The following is a 19152-nucleotide window of genomic DNA, read 5'->3' as shown; positions in this document are numbered from 1 at the left end:
ACCGGCGCGCTACGGCTTCGACGACGCCTCGCTGCCGCTGCCCTCGTCTGCGGCGCCCTGCGCATCAGCCGGATCGGCCGATGGAAAAATGCGCTCATAGTTCGCACGCGCCTCGCGGATCAGACGCGCACGCTCGCGTTCGGACTTCGAGATGAACCTGATGATCTCGCCCATATTCGCTCCAAGGCAGAAAAAATGATCCGACCGTCAGCTATGCAACCATCGTGCCCGACGGTCGCTTGGCCCGACCTCCTTGCACCGCTCAGCGGAACGCCCGCGGCGCCAACGGCTGCTGGCTGAAGGCAACGCGCGGATTGATGCCGCAATAGGCGTCGCGGCCCGATGCGGATGCCTGGCACTGCTGATAGGTCTGGTAGCCGCAATAGCCGGGATATCCCTCCTGCCGGCCCTGGATGCACCAGGGATACTCATAGGGATCGGCCGCAGCAGGCGACGCGGAACCGACAATCCAGCTCGTTCCGAGCGCCGCGAACGCCAGAATTGCCCAATTCGTCCTGCGCATGATCGTGTTTCCTTGCTCAATCGGCTCCCAGCCGCTGATCTAGGTACGGCGGCAGGATCTGCGAGGTTTCCGGGCACCGCCTCAAGAAGCTGTGACGATGGCTCAAAGCCCGGTCGCGGCACGGTGAGGACCGGCTGACGGGTCATCGGCCCCCGCGGCCTCCAGACCCGCTGCCCGCCGGGCCATCCCAGCGCATGTAGTTAACCGGCGCCTAATCGCAGATGCCCGGTTGAAATGTACGACTTAAGCGCGCCGCAAGGCGGCTGCCCTAGTCTCCCGCGCGGCTCAATGGACGACGACACCCGGAGAGGGCTCGTCGCACGGGGGATAATCATGCGCAGCACGCTCATTGCTTCAATGATCCTGTCACTTGCGGCCGGAGCGGCCGTTGCCGGACCACGAATGTCGGGGGCGTCCGAGGCGGCACCAAGCAGCGTCGAGAAATATCGCGGCTACGTCTTCGATCTCTCCGAGAACGCCGACCGCAAGGACGTCACCAGCATCGCCGACATGGTCCGCCGCCAGCTCGACGTCGTGGAAACCGCGGGCTTCAGCCCGAAGGTGTTGCAGTTCTTCCATCGCGTGCCGATCGTTGCGAGCGAGATGGCGTGTCTCGACGAAGGCGCGGCAGCGGCCTGCTATGGCTTGACGCCGCCGGAATGGGACCGCGGCACGACCCGCGACGTCACCATCTGGGATCACGACAAGCAGCAATGGACCAATTCGGATCCGCTCGCGCTTGCGCTCGATTCCGGCATCGGCATCATCAGGATGCGTCCGAACATGATGCGTTACGCGAAGGAGCCGGTGCTGCTGCACGAATTCCTTCACGCCTATCACGCGCGGCTGATGCCGAACGGCTTTGAGAACAAGGGCATCAAGGGCTTCCTCAGCCAGGCCAAATCGAAGGAGCTGTTCGCCAAGGAGGCCTATGCGCTGAAGAACCAGCAGGAGTTCTTCGCGGTGACGGCGAGCATCTTCCTGGCCGGCAAGGATTCCGAGCACGAACCCTATACGCGCGCCACGCTGAAGGAGAAGATGCCGGACTACTACAAGTTCCTCGTCGGCCTGTTCGGCGCCGATCCCGATGAAACCGGCGTCACGCCGGTCGCATCGGCCAACTGAGCCCGGTATCCCACAAAAAAACGAGGCCCGGTGTGCCTAGGAGACCGGGCCTCGTTTCTGATGTCCCCCGCCTCGTGGCGGATCAGGTCTTGTCGTTACGCGACCTTGTCCGCGCGATCCATCCCGGATGATTACGGGGTCAGGCGCGCGCCGGCCTCACTTGCTGTAGCTGTAGAACCCCTGCCCGGTCTTGCGGCCGAGATGGCCGGCATCGACCATCTCCTTCAGCAGCGGCGCCGGCCGGTACTTGGGGTCGTTGAAGCCGGTGTAGAACACCTCCATCACCGACAGCATCGTGTCGAGCCCGATCAGATCGGCGAGCGCGAGCGGGCCGATCGGATGATTGCAGCCGAGCTTCATGCCGGCATCGATCTCCTCGGCGGTGGCAATGCCTTCCTGCAGCGCGAAGATCGCCTCGTTGATCATCGGGCACAGGATGCGGTTCACCGCAAAGCCGGGGCTGTTCTTCGCCGTGATCGCCACCTTGCCGACCCGCTTGGCGAAGCCTTCGGCCTTGGCGACGGTGTCGTCTGAGGTCTGCAGGCCCCGGATCAATTCGAGCAGCGCCATCACCGGCACCGGATTGAAGAAATGCATCCCGATGAAGCGGTCGGGACGATCGGTCGAGGCCGCAAGGCGGGTGATCGAGATCGACGAGGTGTTGGTTGCGACCAGCGCGCTCGGCTTCAGCCCCGCACAGAGATCCTTCAGGATCTTGACCTTCAGCTCCTCGTTCTCAGTCGCGGCTTCGATCACCAGATCGCAGGCGGCGAGCTTGGCCTTGTCCGTGGTCGCATTGATGCGCCCGAGCGTCGCGTCGCGATCGGCCGCGGTCATCTTCTCCTTGGCGACCAGCCGATCGAGACTGCTCCCGACCGTCTTCAGGCCGCGCTGCACCGCCGCGTCGGAGATATCAACCATGGTCACGCCGAGGCCTGCCGCCGCGCAGACCTGCGCGATGCCGTTGCCCATGGTCCCGGCGCCGATAATGCCAACCGTCTCAATCATCGCGTTCGTCCCTCGTCGCTTGCGCGGCCGCGCGGCCGCATCGTCAAAAACGGCGGACCGGAGGGGTCCGCGGATGGCGCATGAATAGCAGTCCGGCCGCACGGCCGATACAGCGGAGGCTGGTATTCCGGTGAGGTCTATTCGGGGCGCGGCGGGACAGGCCGCCGTGGCGGAACAGCGGGCCGCGGCGGCGATAGGGTGCGCGGTGGTTCGGCCGCGCGCGACGGTTCGAGCACGCGGTTAAATCGGACGATCCACCAGGCCAGCCGCCCGTAGCTGCGGCGCAGCGCCGATCCAAATCCCTCGTCGATGTCCTGGTCACGATCCATACCCCTATCAATAACGTGCATCCTTGAAGGAACGGTGAGCGCCATCACGTGCCGCGCCGGCAATCGTTAGGAAGCTGGCAACTATTTCGCGCAAGCCTCGGTTGACGGCGTGGGCGCCGTAATCTCCCGGATTGCGTGCGAGAGACATTGCGCCGCAGCATCGCCGTGCCGGTGCGACTCGCATTTTGTTGATCGAATTTTCCGCGGCGCGCCGCGACACAAGGACATTAGACGACGAGGGCTACGCCCATGCTTTCTGAAAAATTCTTTTTGGTGCTCGAGACATTGCTCAACGGCCAGACCCATTCTGACGGAAGCCCCCGCGTGGTGAGCACCGCGCCCCACATCCCGGTCGAGCTTCCGCGCGAAGGCCAGCCGAAACGCAGCCCTTCCCGCTAGGCCGCTTGCTGGCGGCAGGTGGTCGCCAAGGCCGGGCTGGAGTTTCAGTCGCCGCGGCCACGTTGCTGCGGAATGCTGATTGCGACGTTTGCCTCCGCCAGTTGGCCCGTCGTGACGCACGAAGCCATTTGGCCGGAGTGGCCCCTCCGCTCGTGATCCAGCTCATAGTTGGTGAAGCCGAGCCACGCTACACCGCTCCGGTAACGACGTGGTGCCGCCGTGGACGATAAGACCGACAGCAAGACCGATTTCGGAAGCATCGCCGTCGCAATCTGCGTCGCCGCCTACATCGCGATCATGCTGGCCTATCTCGCCCAATACGATCTCGGACTGACCGCCGCGCGGACGCGTCATCTCTCGATGCTCGCAGCGCTGTTCCTCGCGCTGCCGGTCGCGCTGGATTTGCTGCGCACCGGGCCCAGCGACGCTCGCTGACGCGGGCACGAACACGCCTGCAGCCTTCGATCTCCCCTGCGGCAAACGCGCCTGCGCAACATTGCGCTAGGTGAAGCGACGCGAATCAGCGTTACTTTGCAACTGATCGCTTCGTGGGATTTGGCGGCATGACCCAGCCCGACGTGTTTGATCAGAAGGTTCTGGATCAGAACATTCGCGAACTGCAGGAATGGCTGCGCAAGGCCTGGCAGCAACTCGCGGACCCCTCGCTCACCGCCTTCTCCCGCCGCGAATTGCGCAACCAGATGAAGCAATGCAACGCCGACTTGCGCGTGCAACTGCAAGCCGCCTCCAAACGAATGCTGATGCAGCCCGCCTCATCGGGCAGGAGGTTCGCCAAGCCGGCGCTGCGGATCCTCGCCTAGGGTATGATGCCAGCGCGCCAAAATGCCGCGATCTCCTGCAGCATGCTGGCCATACGCACCCTCTGCTTGTGCAGGGACGCCCGACAAGGCACAGCAAAACCGCTCCGGTATGCCTATATTGGGCGTCGTGTAGCGGCCGACGCCGCCAATGTTTAGGGACTCCCGTGTTATATCTGGAACTTGCGATCGTGGCGGTCTTGATCGTCGTCAACGGTCTGTTGTCGATGTCGGAGCTCGCGATCGTTTCCTCGCGTCCGGGGCGTCTTGCGGCGCTGGTCGAACGAGGCGTCAGCGGTTCGCGCCGCGCCCTTGCACTGGCCTCCGATCCCGGCAAGTTCCTCTCTACGGTGCAGATCGGCATCACGCTGATCGGCGTGCTGTCGGGCGCCTTCTCGGGCGCAACGCTCGGCCAACGTTTGACGCAATGGCTGCTTGAGCTCGGCGTGTCCCCAAGTGTCGCCGACGCGGTCGGCGTCGGCCTCGTCGTCGGCGTGATCACCTATGCCTCGCTGATCGTCGGCGAGCTGGTGCCGAAGCAGATCGCATTGCGCGATCCCGAGTCGATCGCGGTCAAGGTCGCTCCGGCCATGACCATGATGGCGCGGCTGTCGCTGCCGCTGGTGTGGCTGCTCGACCGTTCCGGCAAGTTGCTGCTGTGGGTGCTCGGCCATCGCGAGGATGCACAGGACCGCGTCAGCGAGGACGAGATCAAGACGCTGGTGGTGGAGGCCGAGAACGCCGGTGTGCTCGAGCCCGGCGAAAAGGAGATGATCGCCGGCGTGATGCGGCTCGGCGATCTGCCGGTCGGCGCCGTGATGACGCCGCGCCACGAGGTCAGCCTGATCGACCTCGCCGCTCCCGCGGCCGAGATCCTGGCGACGCTGCAAAAGAGCAGTCACTCGCGCTGCGTGGTGTTCGACGGCAACCGCGACCATGCGCTCGGCATCGTGCAGGCCAAGGATGTGCTCGATGTCTACCTCGCGGGCCAGACGCCCGACATCCGCGCGCTGACGCGCGATGCGCCGATCATTCCGGAGACCGTCGACGCCCGCGACGTGGTCGCGATCCTGCGCGACTCCAGAGTGCATATCGGCCTCGTCCACGACGAGTACGGCACCTTCCAGGGTGTCGTCACCAGCGCCGACATCCTCGAGGCCATCGTCGGTGCCTTCCACACCGAGGAAGGACCGGCCGAGCCTGCCTATGTCCGGCGCGCCGACGGCTCCTATCTGATCTCCGGTTGGATGCCGGCGCTGGAATTCAGCGAGCTGCTCGGCATCACGCTGCCATCGCCGCGGCCCTACCAGACCGCGGCCGGCTTCCTGCTGCATGAATTCGGCGCGATCCCCGATGTCGGCGCGAAAACCGCCGCGCAGGGCTGGGAATTCGAGATCGTCGACCTCGACGGCCGGCGCATCGACAAGGTTTTGGCCAGCAAGCAGCCGGCGGCCTGACATTTGCCACCCGGCCGTCCTGTTGATAAGGGGCAAGACAGCGAAACAGGCCGCCGCGGTGTGCTATCGGCATAGCGGCGGCCCGAGCAATCCCCGAGTAAACCCCACGGAATAGATCCCCATGCGCATTACCCTTGTCGGTTCCCGCCATTTCGGCGTGACGACCCTGAACATGCTGCGCGAACACCACGTCACGCTGGTCAGGGTGGTCGTCCATGACGGCGAGGACCGGCTGGCGGCAGCGGCCAGGGCGGCCGGCATCGAAGTCGTTGTCCAGGCTGATCCCAAGCTGGTGACGGCCGCCGAGATCGCGCCGGACACCGACCTGATCGTGACCGCCCACAGCCATGCCCGGGTCAGCAGGGAGGCGCTTGCCGCGTCCCGGCTCGGCGGCATCGGATACCACCCGTCGCTGCTGCCGCGCCACCGTGGCATCGCCGCGGTGGAGTGGACCATCAAGGAAGGCGATCCGATCGCCGGCGGCAGCATCTATCACCTCGCCGACCGCATGGACGCCGGCGCGATCGCCGCGCAGGACTGGGTGTTCGTCAAGAAAGGCGAGACCGCCCGCGAGCTGTGGGAGCGCGCGCTGGCGCCGCTCGGTTTGCGTCTGCTCGCCCAGGTCATCGACTATGGCAAGGTCAACGGCTCGCTGCCGGCCAAGGTCCAGGATGAGCAGTTTGCGACCAAGGCGCCGAATTTGAGCCCCGGCAAACACTAACCCGAGCTAGGGTATATGAATACCTCGTTCGGAAAAGCCATGCCCAGATTTTCCGTTCCTGATCCGGAACCGAATTCACCATGATGTGTTTGAGTTCATAGGAACATTTGGGGACTCCCGCGACGCAGCAAATTTTGAACACATTGTGACAGGATAAGCCGCGTCATCACACGAAATTACAGGGATTTGATTCATGCGTTCGATCCGCATTCGCGACCTGATTTTGGTCACTTCGGTCGCTTCGGCTGCTGCCCTCACCGCTGCTCCCGTGTCCGCTCAGCAGCCTTATGACGGGCTTTGGAACGTCACCGTCGTCACCAAGACCGGCAGCTGCGAACCGTCGCAGAGCTCGACCGTGACCGTCGCTGAAGGAAAGATCTCGGCACAGGGCGCGGCGATCTCCGGCACCGTCGGCAGCGGGGGACTTGTGCGAGTCTCGATCAATGGTGCATATGCGAACGGACAACTCAGTGGCAACTCCGGATCGGGGAAGTGGAATGGGGCATCAGCTGGCGTACCATGCAGCGGCCGATGGGAAGCATCCCGTCAGTAAGATCACCAGCCTATCAAGTTTCTTTGCCATCGCGCGGCGGCCAGCATTTGCAGCCGCCGCGTTTTTCGTGACCGCACTCGCAAGTACCACGGGCCATGCCCAGTCCGGCCCGTTCGCCGGCATGGCGGGCACCTGGTCGGGCGCCGGCTCGGTCACGCTGGACGACGGCTCCAGCGAGCGCATCCGCTGCCGGGCGACGTATCACGTCGGCGGGCCCCGGATGACCATGAGCCTCACCTGCGCCAGCGACGCTTACAAGTTCAACCTAGCGGCCGATGTGCAGGCCGAAGGCAGCGTGGTCAGCGGCAATTGGAGCGAGTCCAGCCGCAATGTCAGCGGCTCGTTGCAGGGTCGCGGCGGCGGCGGCAACTTCCAGGTCGTTGCCAGCGCTCCCGGCTTCAACGCCGATATCTCGATGCGCACCACCGGCAACAAGCAGGCCGTTACCATCAGGGCTGACAGCCAGTTCCGCGGCGCCAGCATCACGCTGTCGAAGTAATCGATCCGAACTCCAACCTGAAAAGCCCTCGAGTCATCCCCGAGGGCTTTTTGTTTACGCCCCAGCGGTGCTATGCCGCAGGCACGAATGCGGTGACCTCGATCTCGACCTTGGCGCGCTGATCGACCAGCCCGTCGATATAGAGCAAGGTGGACGGCGGGAAATTGCGCCCGAGCGTCTCCTTCCACGCCGCGCCGATACCGGCGCCCGCGGCCTCATATTCGCTGCGGCTGGTCAGGTACCAGGTCAGGCGGACGATGTGCTCGGGGCCAGCACCGGCCTCATTCAACAGCTTGATGATGCGCTTCAACGCGGTGCCGACCTGGGCGGCCATCTCGGGGGCGTAGTCGCCCTTCTCGTCGCCGCCGGTCTGCCCCGCCAGCACGATCCACTTGCCGGGCGCGTCGAACGCGACACCGTGCGAGAAGCCGCGGGGTTTCGACCATTCGGCCGGTTGCAAGACGCGCATGAGCAGATCCTCCTTTTTGGCGTTCGTCATTCCGGGATGGCTCGCAGAGCCAGACCCGGAATCTCGAGATCCCGGGTTCGCCCGTTTCACGTGCGCCCCGGGATGACAGCGTAGTCGATGCTGCTTAGCAGAGATCGCGTGGGTGACGCATCACCGCGCAGACGGAATTGCGCGTTGCAAATTCATGGCAGCTCGCCGATACCGGGCACCCCTCCTCCGCCGTTCCCCGTCATGGATCGCACGCCCTCAAAGACCCGCGCAGCATTGTGGATGTCCGGCTGGCTCGCGCTGATGCTGATCGTGGCGGTGGCCGGCCGCGAGGCGACGCGCGAGGTCAACGTCTTCCAGCTGATGGCCGTGCGCGGCGTGCTCGGCTTCGCGATGCTCTATCCGCTGATCCACATGAATGGCGGGTTTGCGATCGTGAAGACGGCACGGGTGCACGTCCATATCGTGCGCAACCTGATTCATTTCTGCGCGCAGCTCGGCTGGTTCTTTGCGCTGACATTGATCCCGATCGGCCAGGTGGTCGCGATCGAGTTCACGATGCCGATCTGGACCGCGATCCTTGCGGCGAGCTTTCTCGGCGAGCGGATGACGCTGTGGAAGATCGTCGCGATGGTGCTTGGGCTGGTCGGCGTGTTCGTGATCGTGCGGCCGGCGGCCGGCGCGATCAATCCGGGCCAGCTGATCGCGCTCGCCGCGGCGGTCGGCTTCGGCATCTCGGTCGCCGTGGTCAAGTCGCTGACGCGGACCGAGCAGACGCTGACGATCATGTTCTGGATGCTGGTGGTGCAATCGCTCGCGAGCATCGGGCCTGCGCTCTATGTCTGGACCTGGCCGCCGCTCTCGACCTGGGGCTGGCTCGCCGTGATCGCGTTCTGCGGCACGTTCTCGCACTATTGCATGGCACGCGCCCTGCTCCACGCCGACGCGACTGTCGTGATCCCGATGGATTTCGTCCGCGTGCCGCTGACGGCGATCGCCGGTTGGCTGATCTATGCCGAAAGGCTCGATGTTTACACGGTGCTCGGCGCGGCCATGATCCTGGCCGGCAACCTCATGAACCTGAAACCGACCGCAAGGAAGCCGGCGCGCGCGAGGTGACGCTCGCGTCGCGCCGCAGCCAGCGCGGCCGCGCCCGCCAGCCAAAGCCCGGGGATCGTCCCGGGCCTCCCGGTTTCGAAAGGTGTTACTTTCCGGCAGCCTTGCGCAGCGCCGCGTTGATGCGGTCCTGCCAGCCGGGGCCGCCCTCCTGGAAATACTCCAGCACGTCCTGATCGATCCGCAGCGTGACCTGCTCGCGGACGCCGGGGACAGCGACGGTCTTTGGCACCGCGTCCGCGACCTTGGTGGTGGCGCGCTTGAACGCCGCCTCGGCTTCGCTGCGCGCATCGTTCAGGGTTCGCGGTCGCCTCGGCTGGTCAGCCATATGCTGGATTCCTGTGTGTCAGATTCCTTCAAACAGTACCGTAGAGAGATAGCGCTCCGAGAATGACGGCACAATCGCCAGAATGGTTTTGCCGGCCGCTTCCGGCCGCTTGCCGATCTGCAAGGCGGCAGCGATCGCGGCACCCGACGAGATACCGCCGGGGATGCCTTCGTTGCGCGCCAGCTCGCGCGCGGTCTCGATCGCGGTCGCGCTATTGACCTTGACGATCTCGTCGATCACGGAGCGGTCGAGGATGTCAGGGATGAAGCCCGCGCCGATGCCCTGGATCTTGTGCGGCGTATGCTGGCCACCCGACAGCACCGGGCTCTCTTCCGGCTCCACCGCGACGACACGCAATGATGGCTTGCGCGGCTTCAGCACCTGGCCAACGCCCGTGATGGTGCCGCCGGTGCCAACGCCGGCAACGAAGTAATCGATGTTGCCGCCGGTGTCGTTCCAGATCTCCTCGGCGGTGGTGCGGCGATGGATCTCGGGATTGGCGAGGTTCTTGAACTGCTGCGGCATGACAGCGTTGGGCGTCGTGCGCACCAATTCCTCCGCGGTCGCGATCGAGCCTTTCATGCCCTGCGCGGCCGGGGTCAGCACAATCTCCGCGCCGAGAAAGGCCAGCATCCGCCGCCGTTCGATCGACATCGATTCCGGCATGACGAGCTTGAGCCGATAGCCGCGCGAGGCCGCGACATAGGCAAGCGCAATCCCGGTGTTGCCCGAGGTCGGCTCGATCAGCACGGTGTCGGCGTTGATGATGCCGGCCTTCTCCATTGCCACGATCATCGCCGCGCCGATGCGGTCTTTCACGCTGGCTGCCGGATTGAAGTATTCCAGCTTGGCGAGGATCGTCGCGTTGACGCCAGCCGCCTGCGGCAATCTGCGCAGCCGCACGATCGGCGTAGAGCCGATCGCATCGACGATGGAGTCAAAGACGCGGCCGCGTCCGGGTTGCACTGCACTCGTTGTCGACGGCGCGTCCATCAAGCGGCTCCTGTAGCGGATGTGCTGGGAATATGCGGTCTTGTCTCATTAGAAGCAGCGCACCATGGCACGCAAGTGAGAAACCGCCGCAACGCGAATTCGTTGCATCGCAAAATAGAACCTGCGCAAATAACGTAAAAGCTACGCATTTGTGTTGCGACAAGGTCAAACAAATGGGTTTATATACTTTCGTCAGGTGCAGCTCAGAACGCAAAGGAGGTCACATGCCAGCTCTCGCTGAAGTTCTGTCGACCACAGCGTCCAGGCCCGATCCGCGCGGCTGCGATTTGCCGACCTGTCCGGTGTGTGCGGACTCCATGGTGGCGGCGGAAGCCTCCGCGTACCTGTTCGACAATTTGATCAGCTATCTCTGGACCTGCGACAACTGCGGTTACGGGTTCGTTACCAAACACGCGGTGAAACCGATCGTGTGCAACTGATCACACAGCTCATCTTGGAGCGATGTCACCGCGCGCCCAACCGGCGCGCGTTTTCGTTCTGAAGTCCTCGAACGTGCCGTTCGCCACCGCATCGCGGATGCCCTGCATCAGCTGCTGGTAGTAGGCGACGTTGATTTCGGACAGCAGCATTGCCCCAAGTGTTTCGCCTGATCGAACCAGGTGATGCAGATAGGCACGCGAATAGCCACTCGCCGCCGGCCACGGGCTCTCTTCATCGAGCGGGCGCGGATCGTCGACGTGCCGGGCGTTGCGCAAATTGATCTGCCCGAAGCGGGTGAACGCCATGCCGTGGCGTCCGTTCCGTGTCGGCATCACACAGTCGAACATGTCGACGCCGCGCGCTACCGCCTCGAGGATGTCCTCCGGCGTGCCGACGCCCATCAGATAACGCGGCCGATCGACCGGGAGCGCCGGCGCGGTCTCCTCGATCATTGCCAGCATCACCGCCTGCGGCTCGCCGACCGCGAGGCCTCCGATCGCATAACCGTGAAAGCCGATGTCGGTCAGCCCGCGCGCGCTGGCGTGCCGCAGATCCGGCACGTCGCCGCCCTGCACGATGCCGAACAGCATGTAGCCGTCAGGCGCCGCCTCAAACGCGCGCTTGGAGCGTTCAGCCCAGCGCAGCGACAACTGCATCGCGCGCTCGATGTCGGCGCGCTCCGCCGGCAGCCGGACGCATTCGTCCATCTGCATGGCGATATCGGACCCGAGCAGCCGCTGCACCTCAATCGAGCGCTCCGGCGACAGCTCGACCTTGGTGCCGTCGATATGCGAGCGGAAGGTCACGGCCTTCTCGGTCACCTTACGCAGCTCCGACAGCGACATCACCTGGAAGCCGCCGGAATCCGTCAACATCGGGCCGCCCCAGCCGGTGAAGCGCTGCAGGCCGCCAAGCCCGGCAATGCGCTCGGCGCCCGGGCGCAGCATCAGGTGATAGGTGTTGCCGAGCACGATATCGGCGCCCGCATCGCGCACCTCGCGCCAATGCATGCCCTTCATCGCGCCCGCGGTGCCGACCGGCATGAAGGCGGGCGTCCGCACGAGGCCGTGCGGCGTGGTCAGGCGCCCGGTGCGGGCGGCGCCGTCGGTCGCCAGCAGCTCGAAATGATTGGGAAGAGTCATGCGGCTGCTTATTGCGTGTCGCCGGTGCCCGATCAACCCGTCGGATAGCGGCCCTCGCGCGACTTCGTGAACACGGACAACCGGCCGGACGCTTGCCTTGCATCATCAGCCCCGTTAAACAAAACGAAACAGTATCGTTTTATGATGACAATCTGGCAACCGGCTTCCCGCAGCGACGTCGATCCGCGAACGTGACTGGCAGAGATGTCTTACCCCCTAGCGTCCAGCGCGCCGGCGCCGGTCTTCGGATGACGGATGCCCGCGCGATCCGGCAAGCGATCCTGCTGTGCGGCCTCGCCTTGGCGCTTTCGGCCTGCAGCTCGCTGCCGCGGATGCCCTACACGGCCGCCGACGCCGCCAATTCGCGGGTGCTCGACCTCGACGGGCTGCGCCGCTATGCCGACGAGCCGGCGTCAAAATTCAAGCTCGAGAAGAGCGACCTCGCCCCGATCAAGACCTACCTCGCCCTCTCCGGCGGCGGCGCCGACGGGGCTTATGGCGTGGGCGTCCTCAACGGCTGGACCGCGGCCGGCAACCGCCCGGCCTTTTCGGTTGTCTCCGGCGTCAGCACCGGCGGACTGATTGCGCCCTTTGCCTTCCTTGGCCCGCGCTACGACGACACGCTGAAGGAGGTCTACACCTCGGGCATCGCGGAAAGCCTGCTGCAGGATCCGAGCCTGATGCGGGTGCTGTTCGGCTCCGGGCTGTTCGGCAACAAGCGGCTGCGCGAACTGGTGGCGCGTTACGTCGGTCAGGACATCCTGAGCGAGGTGGCGCGCGAAAACGCCAAGGGCCGAAAGCTCCTGATCGTCACCACCGATCTCGACACCCAGCGCACGGTGATCTGGGACATGGGGCGAATCGCCGCTGTCGGAACGCCCGAGGCGCTGCAGTTGTTTCGCGACGTGATGGCCGCCTCCGCCAGCATCCCGCTGGTGTTTCCGCCGATCATGATCGACGCCGAAGGCCAGGGCCGCCGGTTCCAGGAGATGCATGTCGACGGCGGCGTGACCGCGCCGGTGCTGACATTGCCGGATGCGCTGCTGTTCCGCGAGCGCGGCTGGCCCGCCAACAGCCGCATGAACATCTACATCCTCGTCAACAAGAAGCTCGAGGGCAACTTCGAGCTGGTCTCGAACTCGACGATCGAGGTCGCCTCCCGCAGCATTTCCGCGATCACGCAAGCGCAGACACGCTCCGTGATCCTCTCGACCTATGACTTCGCCCGGCGCAACCGGCTGGGTTTCCATCTGTCCTACATCGAGCGCGACTATCCGGCTCCGGAATCGCAGGGCTTCGACACCGCCTATATGCGCGCGCTGTACCAGTACGGATACGACAAGGCCGCCGCTGGGCAGGCCTGGACTGCGACGCCCCCTTAAGCGGCCTGCTCCTGGTACCGCCGAATGGACGAATCCGCACGGCGCGGGTTATAGACCGGACAGACCCGTCCGATGCACAACGAGATGAATGGGCAAATGGGATTGACGGCAACCAAGGCCAAGGCGGCCAAGCGCGGCGTGATCAAGTCACGCGGCGGCCGGCCGACGCGGGACGCTGCGATCGAGCGCGACCAGCGGCTGATCGAGGTCGCCACCCGCCTGTTCCTCGAGCGCGGCTTCGATGCGACGTCGATCGACGCGGTGGCCGAGGCCGCCCGCGTCAGCAAGCCCACGGTCTATGGTCAGTATGGCGACAAGCGGGGCCTGTTCGCCGCGGTGCTCCGCCGCGAGATCGCCCGCTGGCTTGCCCCGCTCGCCGCCGCGGCGGCCGAAGCGCAGGCCGGCGGCAACTGCGACGGTTCGGTCGAGGAACGGCTGACCGAGCTCGGACGCCAGCTATTGGTGCTGAATTGCAGCGCCGACTCCATCGCTTTCAGCCGGATCCTGACCGCGCAGGCAATTAATTTCCCCGAGGTCGCCAAGCTTGCCGTCGACGAGGGCTGGTCGAAAGCGGTGTCCACCACGGCGGATTTCTTCGACCATCTGGTCGATAAAGGCGTTCTCGATCTCGAGGACACCACAATCGCCGCCGAGACATTTCTCAACATGGTGGTCGGCCACACCCACCGGATGGCAACATTCGGAATTCCGATCGACATGAAGACCGCCGAGACCCGGATGGAAGTCTCGATCCGGCTGTTTCTCGCCGGCGCCGCCGGGCCGCAGGACCGGCTTCGCGATGCGGCCAAAGAGGCGATCAAGGAAGCGACGAAGGCGCGCCGCCCGGCCCGCTGACAGTTTTAGGATCGTTGCATCGCCTCACACGTTGTCGTGATGAGCCTTGAAGGAAACAGAACGAAACCGTATTGTTTAGTTGCAATGAGACGCGAAACCCAAGTTCAGCCCCCCAACGGTTTCGTGTCGCCTTGTCACTTCGATCGTCAGGACGGAGCTGCCGCCATCGCTCCGTCTGAACGTTCGGCGGCCGACCTCTGACTAACAAAGGTCGGCCGCACTTTCTCTGCCCGGGCGGCGGTTCGACGCGACGGATGCGACCATGACGACGGGACGATTACACGCACTGCGGCATTGGGCATTCGGCACGCGGCTGCTGGCAACCGCGCTCATTGCCCTGCCCTTCGCGACGCCGGCGCACGCGATCACGAGCTCAACGGCTGCAGCGCTTACCCCGCAGGATAACGACACCGCGCTCGATGCGCACACGGTTCGCCGCGAGCTCGACAGCTTCCAGGCGGCCCAGATCTCGCTGCGCAAGGCGATGGCGATTGCGGAGGCGCTGCATTCCGGTTCGATAACCGCCGACATCAGCTTCGACGGCGCGTCGGAGCCTGCGGTCTACCGGGTCAAGACCATGCAGCAGGACCGCATCTGGCGGCACGCCATTGACGCGGCGACCGGCGAAGTGGTGGGTGGCGAGGCCGCCGCGCCGCTGAAGTCGCTCGGCACCGAAGACCGTGACAACCTCGCCGTGCTGAGGGCGCTCCGGCATCGCCTCGCCGACGCCGTGCGGGTGGCCGAGCGCACGACCTCCGGAAAGGCGATCAGCGGTGGCCTGATGCGCGAACGCGGCAAGCTCAATTTCGTTATCGTCGTGCTCGCCGGCAGCGACCTGAAAGAGGTGATCCTCGAACCGCCCGGCGCGCGCAGGCGCTGAGGCCGGCGCGGCACTCGCCAAGTTTTCTCTCGCCAAGTTTTCGCCCAAAAGCCGTTGACGGACGCCGATCTGTCCCGCATAAGTCCGCTCCATGATCACCGCGACCAAACGCACCAGCAAAACCACCAAGCCCTCCGGGGCCTCGGGAGGCGTGCGCGCGTAGTCGGTCGAACCGCATCATCTCTACCCGAAGCCCCGCCTGATGAAGGTCCGGGGCTTTTTTGTTGCCTGAAATACAACTCGAATGGAGGACAAAGTGAGTAACGATCCCGTCGTCGCGATTGTCGGCGTCACCGGTGCCGTCGGCGCCGAATTCATCGCCACCATGGACAAGCGCGGCTTCCGCGTCGGCAAGCTGAAGGCGCTGGCGAGCGCCCGCTCGGCCGGCAAGACCATCAGCTTCCGCGGCAAGCCGATCGTGATCGAGGAACTGACCGAGCGCGCCTTCGAGGGCGTCGACATCGCGCTGTTCTCGGCCGGCAGCGGCATCTCCAGGAAGTTCGCGCCGCTTGCGGTGAAGTCCGGCGCCGTCGTGGTCGACAATTCCTCGGCGTTCCGGATGGATCCGAACGTGCCGCTGGTGATCCCCGAGATCAACGCCAACCGCATCCGCGACCACAAGGGCATTATCGCCAACCCGAACTGCGCCGCCATCACCGCGCTGGTGCCGCTGTGGCCGATCCACCAGAAGAACCGCATCAAGCGCGTGATCATCTCGACCTACCAGGCCGCGAGCGGCGCCGGCGCAGCTGCGATGGAGGAGCTCGTCGAGTCCACCCGCGCCAATCTCAACGGACAGGTCTACACCCCGAAGGTGATGCCGCACCCCTACGCCTTCAACCTGTTCAACCACAACACGGCGATCGATCCGGAGACCGGCTACAACGACGAGGAGACCAAGGTCATCAAGGAGACCCACAAGATCTTCGAGGACGAGAAGATCGCGGTCGGCGTTACCTGCGTGCGGGTGCCTGTGCTGCGCGCGCATTGCGAGTCGATCACCTTCGAATGCGAGAAGCCGATCACCGAGGACCAGGTGCGCGCGATGATGGCGCAGGCGCCGGGCGTCAAGGTCGTCGACGATCGCGCCAAGAACTACTTCCCGATGCCGATCGACGCCTCCGGCCAGGACGACGTGCTGGTCGGCCGCATCCGCAAGGATCTCAGCGACCCCAGCGGTCACTCGATCTCGATGTTCGTCGCGGCCGATCAGCTGCTCAAGGGCGCCGCCCTCAACGCGGTGCAGATCGCCGAGCTGCTGCCCGAACGCGCGATGGCGTGAATGCAAGAACCGTCATCCCCGCGCAATGGCGCAGCCATTGTCGCTGGAGGAGCCCGCGCGGCGGGCGTCTCGAAGGATGCATCGGCCCCAGTCGGGCCGTCGCCCTTCGAGGGCCGCTGAAGAAGCGGCCGCCTCAGGGTGACGGTGAAGCAACCGTGCTTGCGGAGCTAGCCTCGCGCGCGAAACAGCAAACACGCATCGCCATACGAATAGAACCGGTAGCCGTCCCTGATCGCATGCGCGTAGGCGCCCTGCATCGTCTCGAGGCCGGAGAAGGCCGAGACCAGCATGAACAGCGTCGAGCGCGGCAGATGGAAGTTGGTCAGCAAAATATCGACCGCGCGGAAGCGGTAGCCCGGCGTGATGAAGATCGAGGTTTCCGCCGCAAACGGCTCGATAGTGCCGTCGGCACTGGCGGCACTTTCCAGCAGGCGCAGCGACGTGGTGCCGATCGCGACGATCCGGCCGCCTTTTGCGCGCGCGGCATTCAAGGCGGAAGCGGTCTCGGCGGTGATGCAGCCCCACTCGGCATGCATCTTGTGCTCCGAGGTCTCCTCGGTCTTCACCGGCAGGAAGGTCCCTGCCCCGACATGCAGCGTCAGGCGGTGCAGCTCGACACCGCGGCTCTTCAGCGCGGCCTCCAAGGCCGGCGTGAAATGCAGCCCCGCCGTGGGCGCTGCGACCGCGCCCTCATTGGCGGCGAACATGGTCTGGTAGTCGCTGACGTCCTTCTCGTCAGGCGTGCGCTTGGAAGCGATGTAGGGTGGCAGCGGCGTGGCGCCGACATCGGCGATCGCCTGGTCGAGCATCGGACCATGGAACGAGAATGACAGCGTCACCTCGCCCTCCTGCCCCTTGGCCTCGACCTCTGCATCGAGATTGCCGAGCAGGCACACCCTGCCCTCATTGCCGAAGCGGATGGTGTCGCCGGGGCTGAGCTTCTTCGCCGGCTTCACCAGCGCCTGCCAGCGTGAGCCGTCGAGCCGCTTGATCAAGGTCGCCTCGATCTTCGGTTCGGTGTCGCGCCCGATGCGGCGGCCCTTGAGTTGCGCCGCGATCACCTTGGTGTCGTTGACGACGATCTGATCACCCGGCTCCAGCCACTGCGGCAGGTCGGCGATCGCGGCGTCGCGCAGCACGCCGTCCGGATGCACCACCAGCATCCGCGCGGCATCGCGCGGGCTCGCGGGGCGAAGCGCGATGCTTTCCGGGGGCAGTTCGAAGTCGAAGAGGTCGGTGCGCATGGCGGTGACTAATACTTCAGCGCCGTCATTCCGGGGCACGCGAAGCGTGAACCCGGAATCTCGAGATTCCGGGTTCGATGCTGCGCATCGCCCCGGAATGACGGAGTGTTTGACTTACGCCGCGTCGGCGGCCATGCGCGCCTTGACGATCTTGTCCGGATCCTTCACCGGCTCGCCGCGCTTGATCTTGTCGACGTTCTCCATGCCCTCGGTGACCTTGCCCCAGACGGTGTACTGGCCGTTGAGGAACGAGGCGTCGTCGAAGCAGATGAAGAACTGGCTGTCGCCGGAATCCGGATTGGCGGCGCGGGCCATCGAGGCGGTGCCGCGGACATGCGGCTCCTTGTTGAATTCGGCCTTCAGCTTCTTGCCGGAGCCGCCCATGCCGGTGCCCTGCGGGCAGCCGGTCTGCGCCATGAAGCCGTCGATCACGCGGTGGAATACGATGCCGTCGTAGAAGCCCTCGCGCACCAGCTCCTTGATCCGCGCGACGTGGCCGGGCGCGAGATCCGGGCGCATCTCGATCGTGACCGGGCCCTGGGTGGTTTCGAGGATCAGAGTATTTTCGGTAGCAGCCATGCTCGCTTCTCCTGGCTTCGGGGTGGATACTTCTTATTCCTGAACGGGATCGCGAATGGGCGGCCGGCGACTGCGCCGCCCAGGCTCTCGGTAAATGGCAACGGCGTGCAGCGTTGCAACGTCTCCATCACCGCGATCCGGTATGCAATCCGGTCGTTGTCGGTCGCCTCCTGCGATTCATAGCTGATCCTGGGATGCCCGAGGATCGCGCCCTCGCGGTTGAAGCTGACAATGACGGTGATGTCGATCGGGCCGGCCTTGTCTGCCGGCGGCGGCCGCCAGCAGCGGTGGATGGCAAGAACAACGTCCTTGATCGTATTGAGTTGCTCCGGCTCGGCCTGCACCGGTGCGGTCAGCGTCAGGCAAACCAGCGGCGCGGCGAACCAGGCGAGTGGTTTGCAGCGCGCCGCCATGCGGATCACTTGATGTCGGATGCGACCTGCACCTTCACCATCTTGTCGGGATCGGTGACGGCTCCGCCAGGAGAGCCCGCAGACGCCTTCTTCAGCTTGTCAACCACGTCCATGCCCTGCACCACCTCGCCGATCACGGTGTACTGGCCATTCAGGCTCGGCCCGTCGGCGAACATGATGAAGAACTGCGAATTGGCGCTGTCGACGCTGTCGCCGCGCCGGGCCATGCCGACGATGCCGCGCTTGAACGGGACCTGGGAGAATTCCTGCTTCAGGTTCGGATATTTCGAGCCCCCGGTGCCGTTGAAGTTCTGGCCGTCGCCGGTCTGCGCCATGAAGCCGTCCATTACGCGATGGAACGGCACGTTGTTGTAGAAGCCCTCGCGCGCCAGCTGCTTGATGCGCTCGGCATGCTTGGGCGCGATATCGGTGCGCAGCTTGATGACGATGCGGCCCTTGGTGGTGTCGATCACGATCGCATCGGCCTTGTCGGGATTGGCCGGCAGCGGCTGCGCGACCGCGGGCATGACGCAGAGCAGCGCAGCAACGAATGCAAGAATGCGGATCATGGCAACTCCGGAGCTTTAACGTTGGGGTGTGGCAGGCCG

At 64.8% G+C, this 19152-nt stretch carries 25 protein-coding genes; 14 read left to right on the top strand and 11 right to left on the bottom strand.

From position 1 onward, the window contains the following. Positions 1–9: 9 nt before the first annotated feature. Positions 10–174, bottom strand: a complete 165-nt coding sequence (locus ACVMIH_RS06405) for a hypothetical protein (RefSeq protein ID WP_016846117.1) — start codon at positions 172–174, stop codon at positions 10–12. An 88-nt stretch (positions 175–262) separates the two neighbouring features. Further along, positions 263–523 carry a DUF3551 domain-containing protein gene (locus tag ACVMIH_RS06400; RefSeq protein ID WP_456860997.1) on the bottom strand — a complete coding sequence of 87 codons (261 nt, stop codon included), beginning with the start codon at positions 521–523 and terminating at the stop codon, positions 263–265. A gap of 333 nt (positions 524–856) precedes the next feature. On the opposite strand from ACVMIH_RS06400, the gene ACVMIH_RS06395 reads away from it, so the two are divergent. Further along, positions 857–1648 carry a hypothetical protein gene (locus tag ACVMIH_RS06395; protein WP_057018488.1) on the top strand — a complete coding sequence of 264 codons (792 nt, stop codon included), beginning with the start codon at positions 857–859 and terminating at the stop codon, positions 1646–1648. Positions 1649–1804: 156 nt separating this feature from the next. On the opposite strand, the gene ACVMIH_RS06390 is transcribed toward ACVMIH_RS06395, so the two are convergent. Beyond that, on the bottom strand, positions 1805–2656 hold the full coding sequence (locus ACVMIH_RS06390) for a 3-hydroxybutyryl-CoA dehydrogenase (protein WP_456784925.1): 852 nt from the start codon (positions 2654–2656) through the stop codon (positions 1805–1807). A 578-nt stretch (positions 2657–3234) separates the two neighbouring features. On the opposite strand from ACVMIH_RS06390, the gene ACVMIH_RS06385 reads away from it, so the two are divergent. The 7 genes from ACVMIH_RS06385 (at position 3235) to ACVMIH_RS06355 (ending at position 7432) form a co-directional block, all read left to right on the top strand. Beyond that, complete coding sequence (locus tag ACVMIH_RS06385; protein ID WP_167350391.1) at positions 3235–3384, top strand: hypothetical protein; 150 nt, start codon at positions 3235–3237, stop codon at positions 3382–3384. Between the two features lie 219 nt (positions 3385–3603). After that, positions 3604–3819 (top strand): hypothetical protein, encoded by a 216-nt coding sequence (locus tag ACVMIH_RS06380; RefSeq protein WP_057018490.1) that lies wholly within the window; start codon positions 3604–3606, stop codon positions 3817–3819. Between the two features lie 128 nt (positions 3820–3947). Next, on the top strand, positions 3948–4205 hold the full coding sequence (locus ACVMIH_RS06375; RefSeq protein WP_057018491.1) for a hypothetical protein: 258 nt from the start codon (positions 3948–3950) through the stop codon (positions 4203–4205). Positions 4206–4369: 164 nt separating this feature from the next. Continuing rightward, complete coding sequence (locus ACVMIH_RS06370; RefSeq protein WP_057018492.1) at positions 4370–5659, top strand: hemolysin family protein; 1290 nt, start codon at positions 4370–4372, stop codon at positions 5657–5659. A gap of 121 nt (positions 5660–5780) precedes the next feature. Next, positions 5781–6380, top strand: a complete 600-nt coding sequence (locus ACVMIH_RS06365) for a formyltransferase family protein (protein ID WP_018271570.1) — start codon at positions 5781–5783, stop codon at positions 6378–6380. 193 nt (positions 6381–6573) lie between these two features. Beyond that, the gene (locus ACVMIH_RS06360; protein ID WP_076828571.1) at positions 6574–6933 is read left to right on the top strand and encodes a hypothetical protein; all 360 of its coding nucleotides are present in this window, start codon (positions 6574–6576) and stop codon (positions 6931–6933) included. Next, on the top strand, positions 6878–7432 hold the full coding sequence (locus ACVMIH_RS06355; RefSeq protein ID WP_076828573.1) for a hypothetical protein: 555 nt from the start codon (positions 6878–6880) through the stop codon (positions 7430–7432). Before ACVMIH_RS06360 ends, ACVMIH_RS06355 begins: the two co-directional genes overlap by 56 nt. Positions 7433–7502: 70 nt before the next feature. Here ACVMIH_RS06355 and ACVMIH_RS06350 read toward each other — a convergent pair whose 3' ends face one another. Further along, on the bottom strand, positions 7503–7901 hold the full coding sequence (locus ACVMIH_RS06350) for a RidA family protein (protein WP_057018605.1): 399 nt from the start codon (positions 7899–7901) through the stop codon (positions 7503–7505). A gap of 231 nt (positions 7902–8132) precedes the next feature. Between ACVMIH_RS06350 and ACVMIH_RS06345 the strand changes: the two genes are divergently transcribed. Beyond that, positions 8133–9008 (top strand): DMT family transporter, encoded by an 876-nt coding sequence (locus ACVMIH_RS06345; RefSeq protein ID WP_057018494.1) that lies wholly within the window; start codon positions 8133–8135, stop codon positions 9006–9008. A gap of 85 nt (positions 9009–9093) precedes the next feature. Here the strand turns inward: ACVMIH_RS06345 and ACVMIH_RS06340 are convergent, their stop codons facing one another. Then, complete coding sequence (locus ACVMIH_RS06340; RefSeq protein ID WP_050400483.1) at positions 9094–9333, bottom strand: BrnA antitoxin family protein; 240 nt, start codon at positions 9331–9333, stop codon at positions 9094–9096. 18 nt (positions 9334–9351) lie between these two features. After that, entirely contained in the window at positions 9352–10326 is a 975-nt protein-coding gene (gene cysK / locus ACVMIH_RS06335) for a cysteine synthase A (RefSeq protein WP_076828575.1), read from the bottom strand. Between the two features lie 224 nt (positions 10327–10550). Between cysK and ACVMIH_RS06330 the strand changes: the two genes are divergently transcribed. Continuing rightward, on the top strand, positions 10551–10766 hold the full coding sequence (locus tag ACVMIH_RS06330) for a hypothetical protein (protein WP_028332087.1): 216 nt from the start codon (positions 10551–10553) through the stop codon (positions 10764–10766). A gap of 9 nt (positions 10767–10775) precedes the next feature. Here ACVMIH_RS06330 and tgt read toward each other — a convergent pair whose 3' ends face one another. Continuing rightward, positions 10776–11909, bottom strand: a complete 1134-nt coding sequence (gene tgt / locus ACVMIH_RS06325; protein WP_456856138.1) for a tRNA guanosine(34) transglycosylase Tgt — start codon at positions 11907–11909, stop codon at positions 10776–10778. 248 nt (positions 11910–12157) lie between these two features. On the opposite strand from tgt, the gene ACVMIH_RS06320 reads away from it, so the two are divergent. From ACVMIH_RS06320 to ACVMIH_RS06305, 4 genes are all read left to right on the top strand, one after another. Continuing rightward, on the top strand, positions 12158–13291 hold the full coding sequence (locus tag ACVMIH_RS06320) for a patatin-like phospholipase family protein (protein ID WP_057018497.1): 1134 nt from the start codon (positions 12158–12160) through the stop codon (positions 13289–13291). Between the two features lie 96 nt (positions 13292–13387). Next, complete coding sequence (locus ACVMIH_RS06315; RefSeq protein WP_057018498.1) at positions 13388–14146, top strand: TetR/AcrR family transcriptional regulator; 759 nt, start codon at positions 13388–13390, stop codon at positions 14144–14146. Between the two features lie 262 nt (positions 14147–14408). Then, positions 14409–15026 (top strand): PepSY domain-containing protein, encoded by a 618-nt coding sequence (locus ACVMIH_RS06310; protein ID WP_057018499.1) that lies wholly within the window; start codon positions 14409–14411, stop codon positions 15024–15026. Positions 15027–15270: 244 nt separating this feature from the next. Then, positions 15271–16308 (top strand): aspartate-semialdehyde dehydrogenase, encoded by a 1038-nt coding sequence (locus tag ACVMIH_RS06305; RefSeq protein ID WP_057018500.1) that lies wholly within the window; start codon positions 15271–15273, stop codon positions 16306–16308. 167 nt (positions 16309–16475) lie between these two features. Here the strand turns inward: ACVMIH_RS06305 and queA are convergent, their stop codons facing one another. The 4 genes from queA to ACVMIH_RS06285 all read right to left on the bottom strand — a co-directional run bounded on the left by queA (position 16476) and on the right by ACVMIH_RS06285 (position 19113). After that, entirely contained in the window at positions 16476–17552 is a 1077-nt protein-coding gene (gene queA / locus ACVMIH_RS06300) for a tRNA preQ1(34) S-adenosylmethionine ribosyltransferase-isomerase QueA (RefSeq protein ID WP_057018501.1), read from the bottom strand. Positions 17553–17666: 114 nt separating this feature from the next. Then, entirely contained in the window at positions 17667–18131 is a 465-nt protein-coding gene (locus ACVMIH_RS06295; protein ID WP_016846097.1) for a peptidylprolyl isomerase, read from the bottom strand. After that, the gene (locus ACVMIH_RS06290) at positions 18107–18544 is read right to left on the bottom strand and encodes a hypothetical protein (RefSeq protein ID WP_057018502.1); all 438 of its coding nucleotides are present in this window, start codon (positions 18542–18544) and stop codon (positions 18107–18109) included. Before ACVMIH_RS06290 ends, ACVMIH_RS06295 begins: the two co-directional genes overlap by 25 nt. 5 nt (positions 18545–18549) lie before the next feature. Continuing rightward, positions 18550–19113: a peptidylprolyl isomerase gene (locus ACVMIH_RS06285; protein WP_057018503.1), complete on the bottom strand. Its 564-nt coding sequence runs from the start codon at positions 19111–19113 to the stop codon at positions 18550–18552. Positions 19114–19152: the final 39 nt, after the last annotated feature.

It is taken from the genome of Bradyrhizobium sp. USDA 4503, from assembly GCF_054055815.1.
This window is presented reverse-complemented; position numbering and strand designations above follow the sequence as displayed.

Bases quoted from the DNA above. Each gene is read 5' to 3' on its own strand.
- ACVMIH_RS06290 (WP_057018502.1), bottom strand. From the start codon at position 18,544: ATGGCGGCGCGCTGCAAACCACTCGCCTGGTTCGCCGCGCCGCTGGTT.
- ACVMIH_RS06355 (WP_076828573.1), top strand. From the start codon at position 6,878: ATGGGGCATCAGCTGGCGTACCATGCAGCGGCCGATGGGAAGCATCCC.
- ACVMIH_RS06305 (WP_057018500.1), top strand. From the start codon at position 15,271: ATGGAGGACAAAGTGAGTAACGATCCCGTCGTCGCGATTGTCGGCGTC.
- ACVMIH_RS06400 (WP_456860997.1), bottom strand. From the start codon at position 523: ATGCGCAGGACGAATTGGGCAATTCTGGCGTTCGCGGCGCTCGGAACG.
- tgt (WP_456856138.1), bottom strand. From the start codon at position 11,909: ATGACTCTTCCCAATCATTTCGAGCTGCTGGCGACCGACGGCGCCGCC.
- queA (WP_057018501.1), bottom strand. From the start codon at position 17,552: ATGCGCACCGACCTCTTCGACTTCGAACTGCCCCCGGAAAGCATCGCG.
- ACVMIH_RS06405 (WP_016846117.1), bottom strand. From the start codon at position 174: ATGGGCGAGATCATCAGGTTCATCTCGAAGTCCGAACGCGAGCGTGCG.
- ACVMIH_RS06315 (WP_057018498.1), top strand. From the start codon at position 13,388: ATGGGATTGACGGCAACCAAGGCCAAGGCGGCCAAGCGCGGCGTGATC.
- ACVMIH_RS06375 (WP_057018491.1), top strand. From the start codon at position 3,948: ATGACCCAGCCCGACGTGTTTGATCAGAAGGTTCTGGATCAGAACATT.
- cysK (WP_076828575.1), bottom strand. From the start codon at position 10,326: ATGGACGCGCCGTCGACAACGAGTGCAGTGCAACCCGGACGCGGCCGC.
- ACVMIH_RS06350 (WP_057018605.1), bottom strand. From the start codon at position 7,901: ATGCGCGTCTTGCAACCGGCCGAATGGTCGAAACCCCGCGGCTTCTCG.
- ACVMIH_RS06310 (WP_057018499.1), top strand. From the start codon at position 14,409: ATGACGACGGGACGATTACACGCACTGCGGCATTGGGCATTCGGCACG.
- ACVMIH_RS06385 (WP_167350391.1), top strand. From the start codon at position 3,235: ATGCTTTCTGAAAAATTCTTTTTGGTGCTCGAGACATTGCTCAACGGC.
- ACVMIH_RS06295 (WP_016846097.1), bottom strand. From the start codon at position 18,131: ATGGCTGCTACCGAAAATACTCTGATCCTCGAAACCACCCAGGGCCCG.
- ACVMIH_RS06340 (WP_050400483.1), bottom strand. From the start codon at position 9,333: ATGGCTGACCAGCCGAGGCGACCGCGAACCCTGAACGATGCGCGCAGC.
- ACVMIH_RS06330 (WP_028332087.1), top strand. From the start codon at position 10,551: ATGCCAGCTCTCGCTGAAGTTCTGTCGACCACAGCGTCCAGGCCCGAT.
- ACVMIH_RS06360 (WP_076828571.1), top strand. From the start codon at position 6,574: ATGCGTTCGATCCGCATTCGCGACCTGATTTTGGTCACTTCGGTCGCT.
- ACVMIH_RS06320 (WP_057018497.1), top strand. From the start codon at position 12,158: ATGACGGATGCCCGCGCGATCCGGCAAGCGATCCTGCTGTGCGGCCTC.
- ACVMIH_RS06395 (WP_057018488.1), top strand. From the start codon at position 857: ATGCGCAGCACGCTCATTGCTTCAATGATCCTGTCACTTGCGGCCGGA.
- ACVMIH_RS06345 (WP_057018494.1), top strand. From the start codon at position 8,133: ATGGATCGCACGCCCTCAAAGACCCGCGCAGCATTGTGGATGTCCGGC.
- ACVMIH_RS06390 (WP_456784925.1), bottom strand. From the start codon at position 2,656: ATGATTGAGACGGTTGGCATTATCGGCGCCGGGACCATGGGCAACGGC.
- ACVMIH_RS06365 (WP_018271570.1), top strand. From the start codon at position 5,781: ATGCGCATTACCCTTGTCGGTTCCCGCCATTTCGGCGTGACGACCCTG.
- ACVMIH_RS06285 (WP_057018503.1), bottom strand. From the start codon at position 19,113: ATGATCCGCATTCTTGCATTCGTTGCTGCGCTGCTCTGCGTCATGCCC.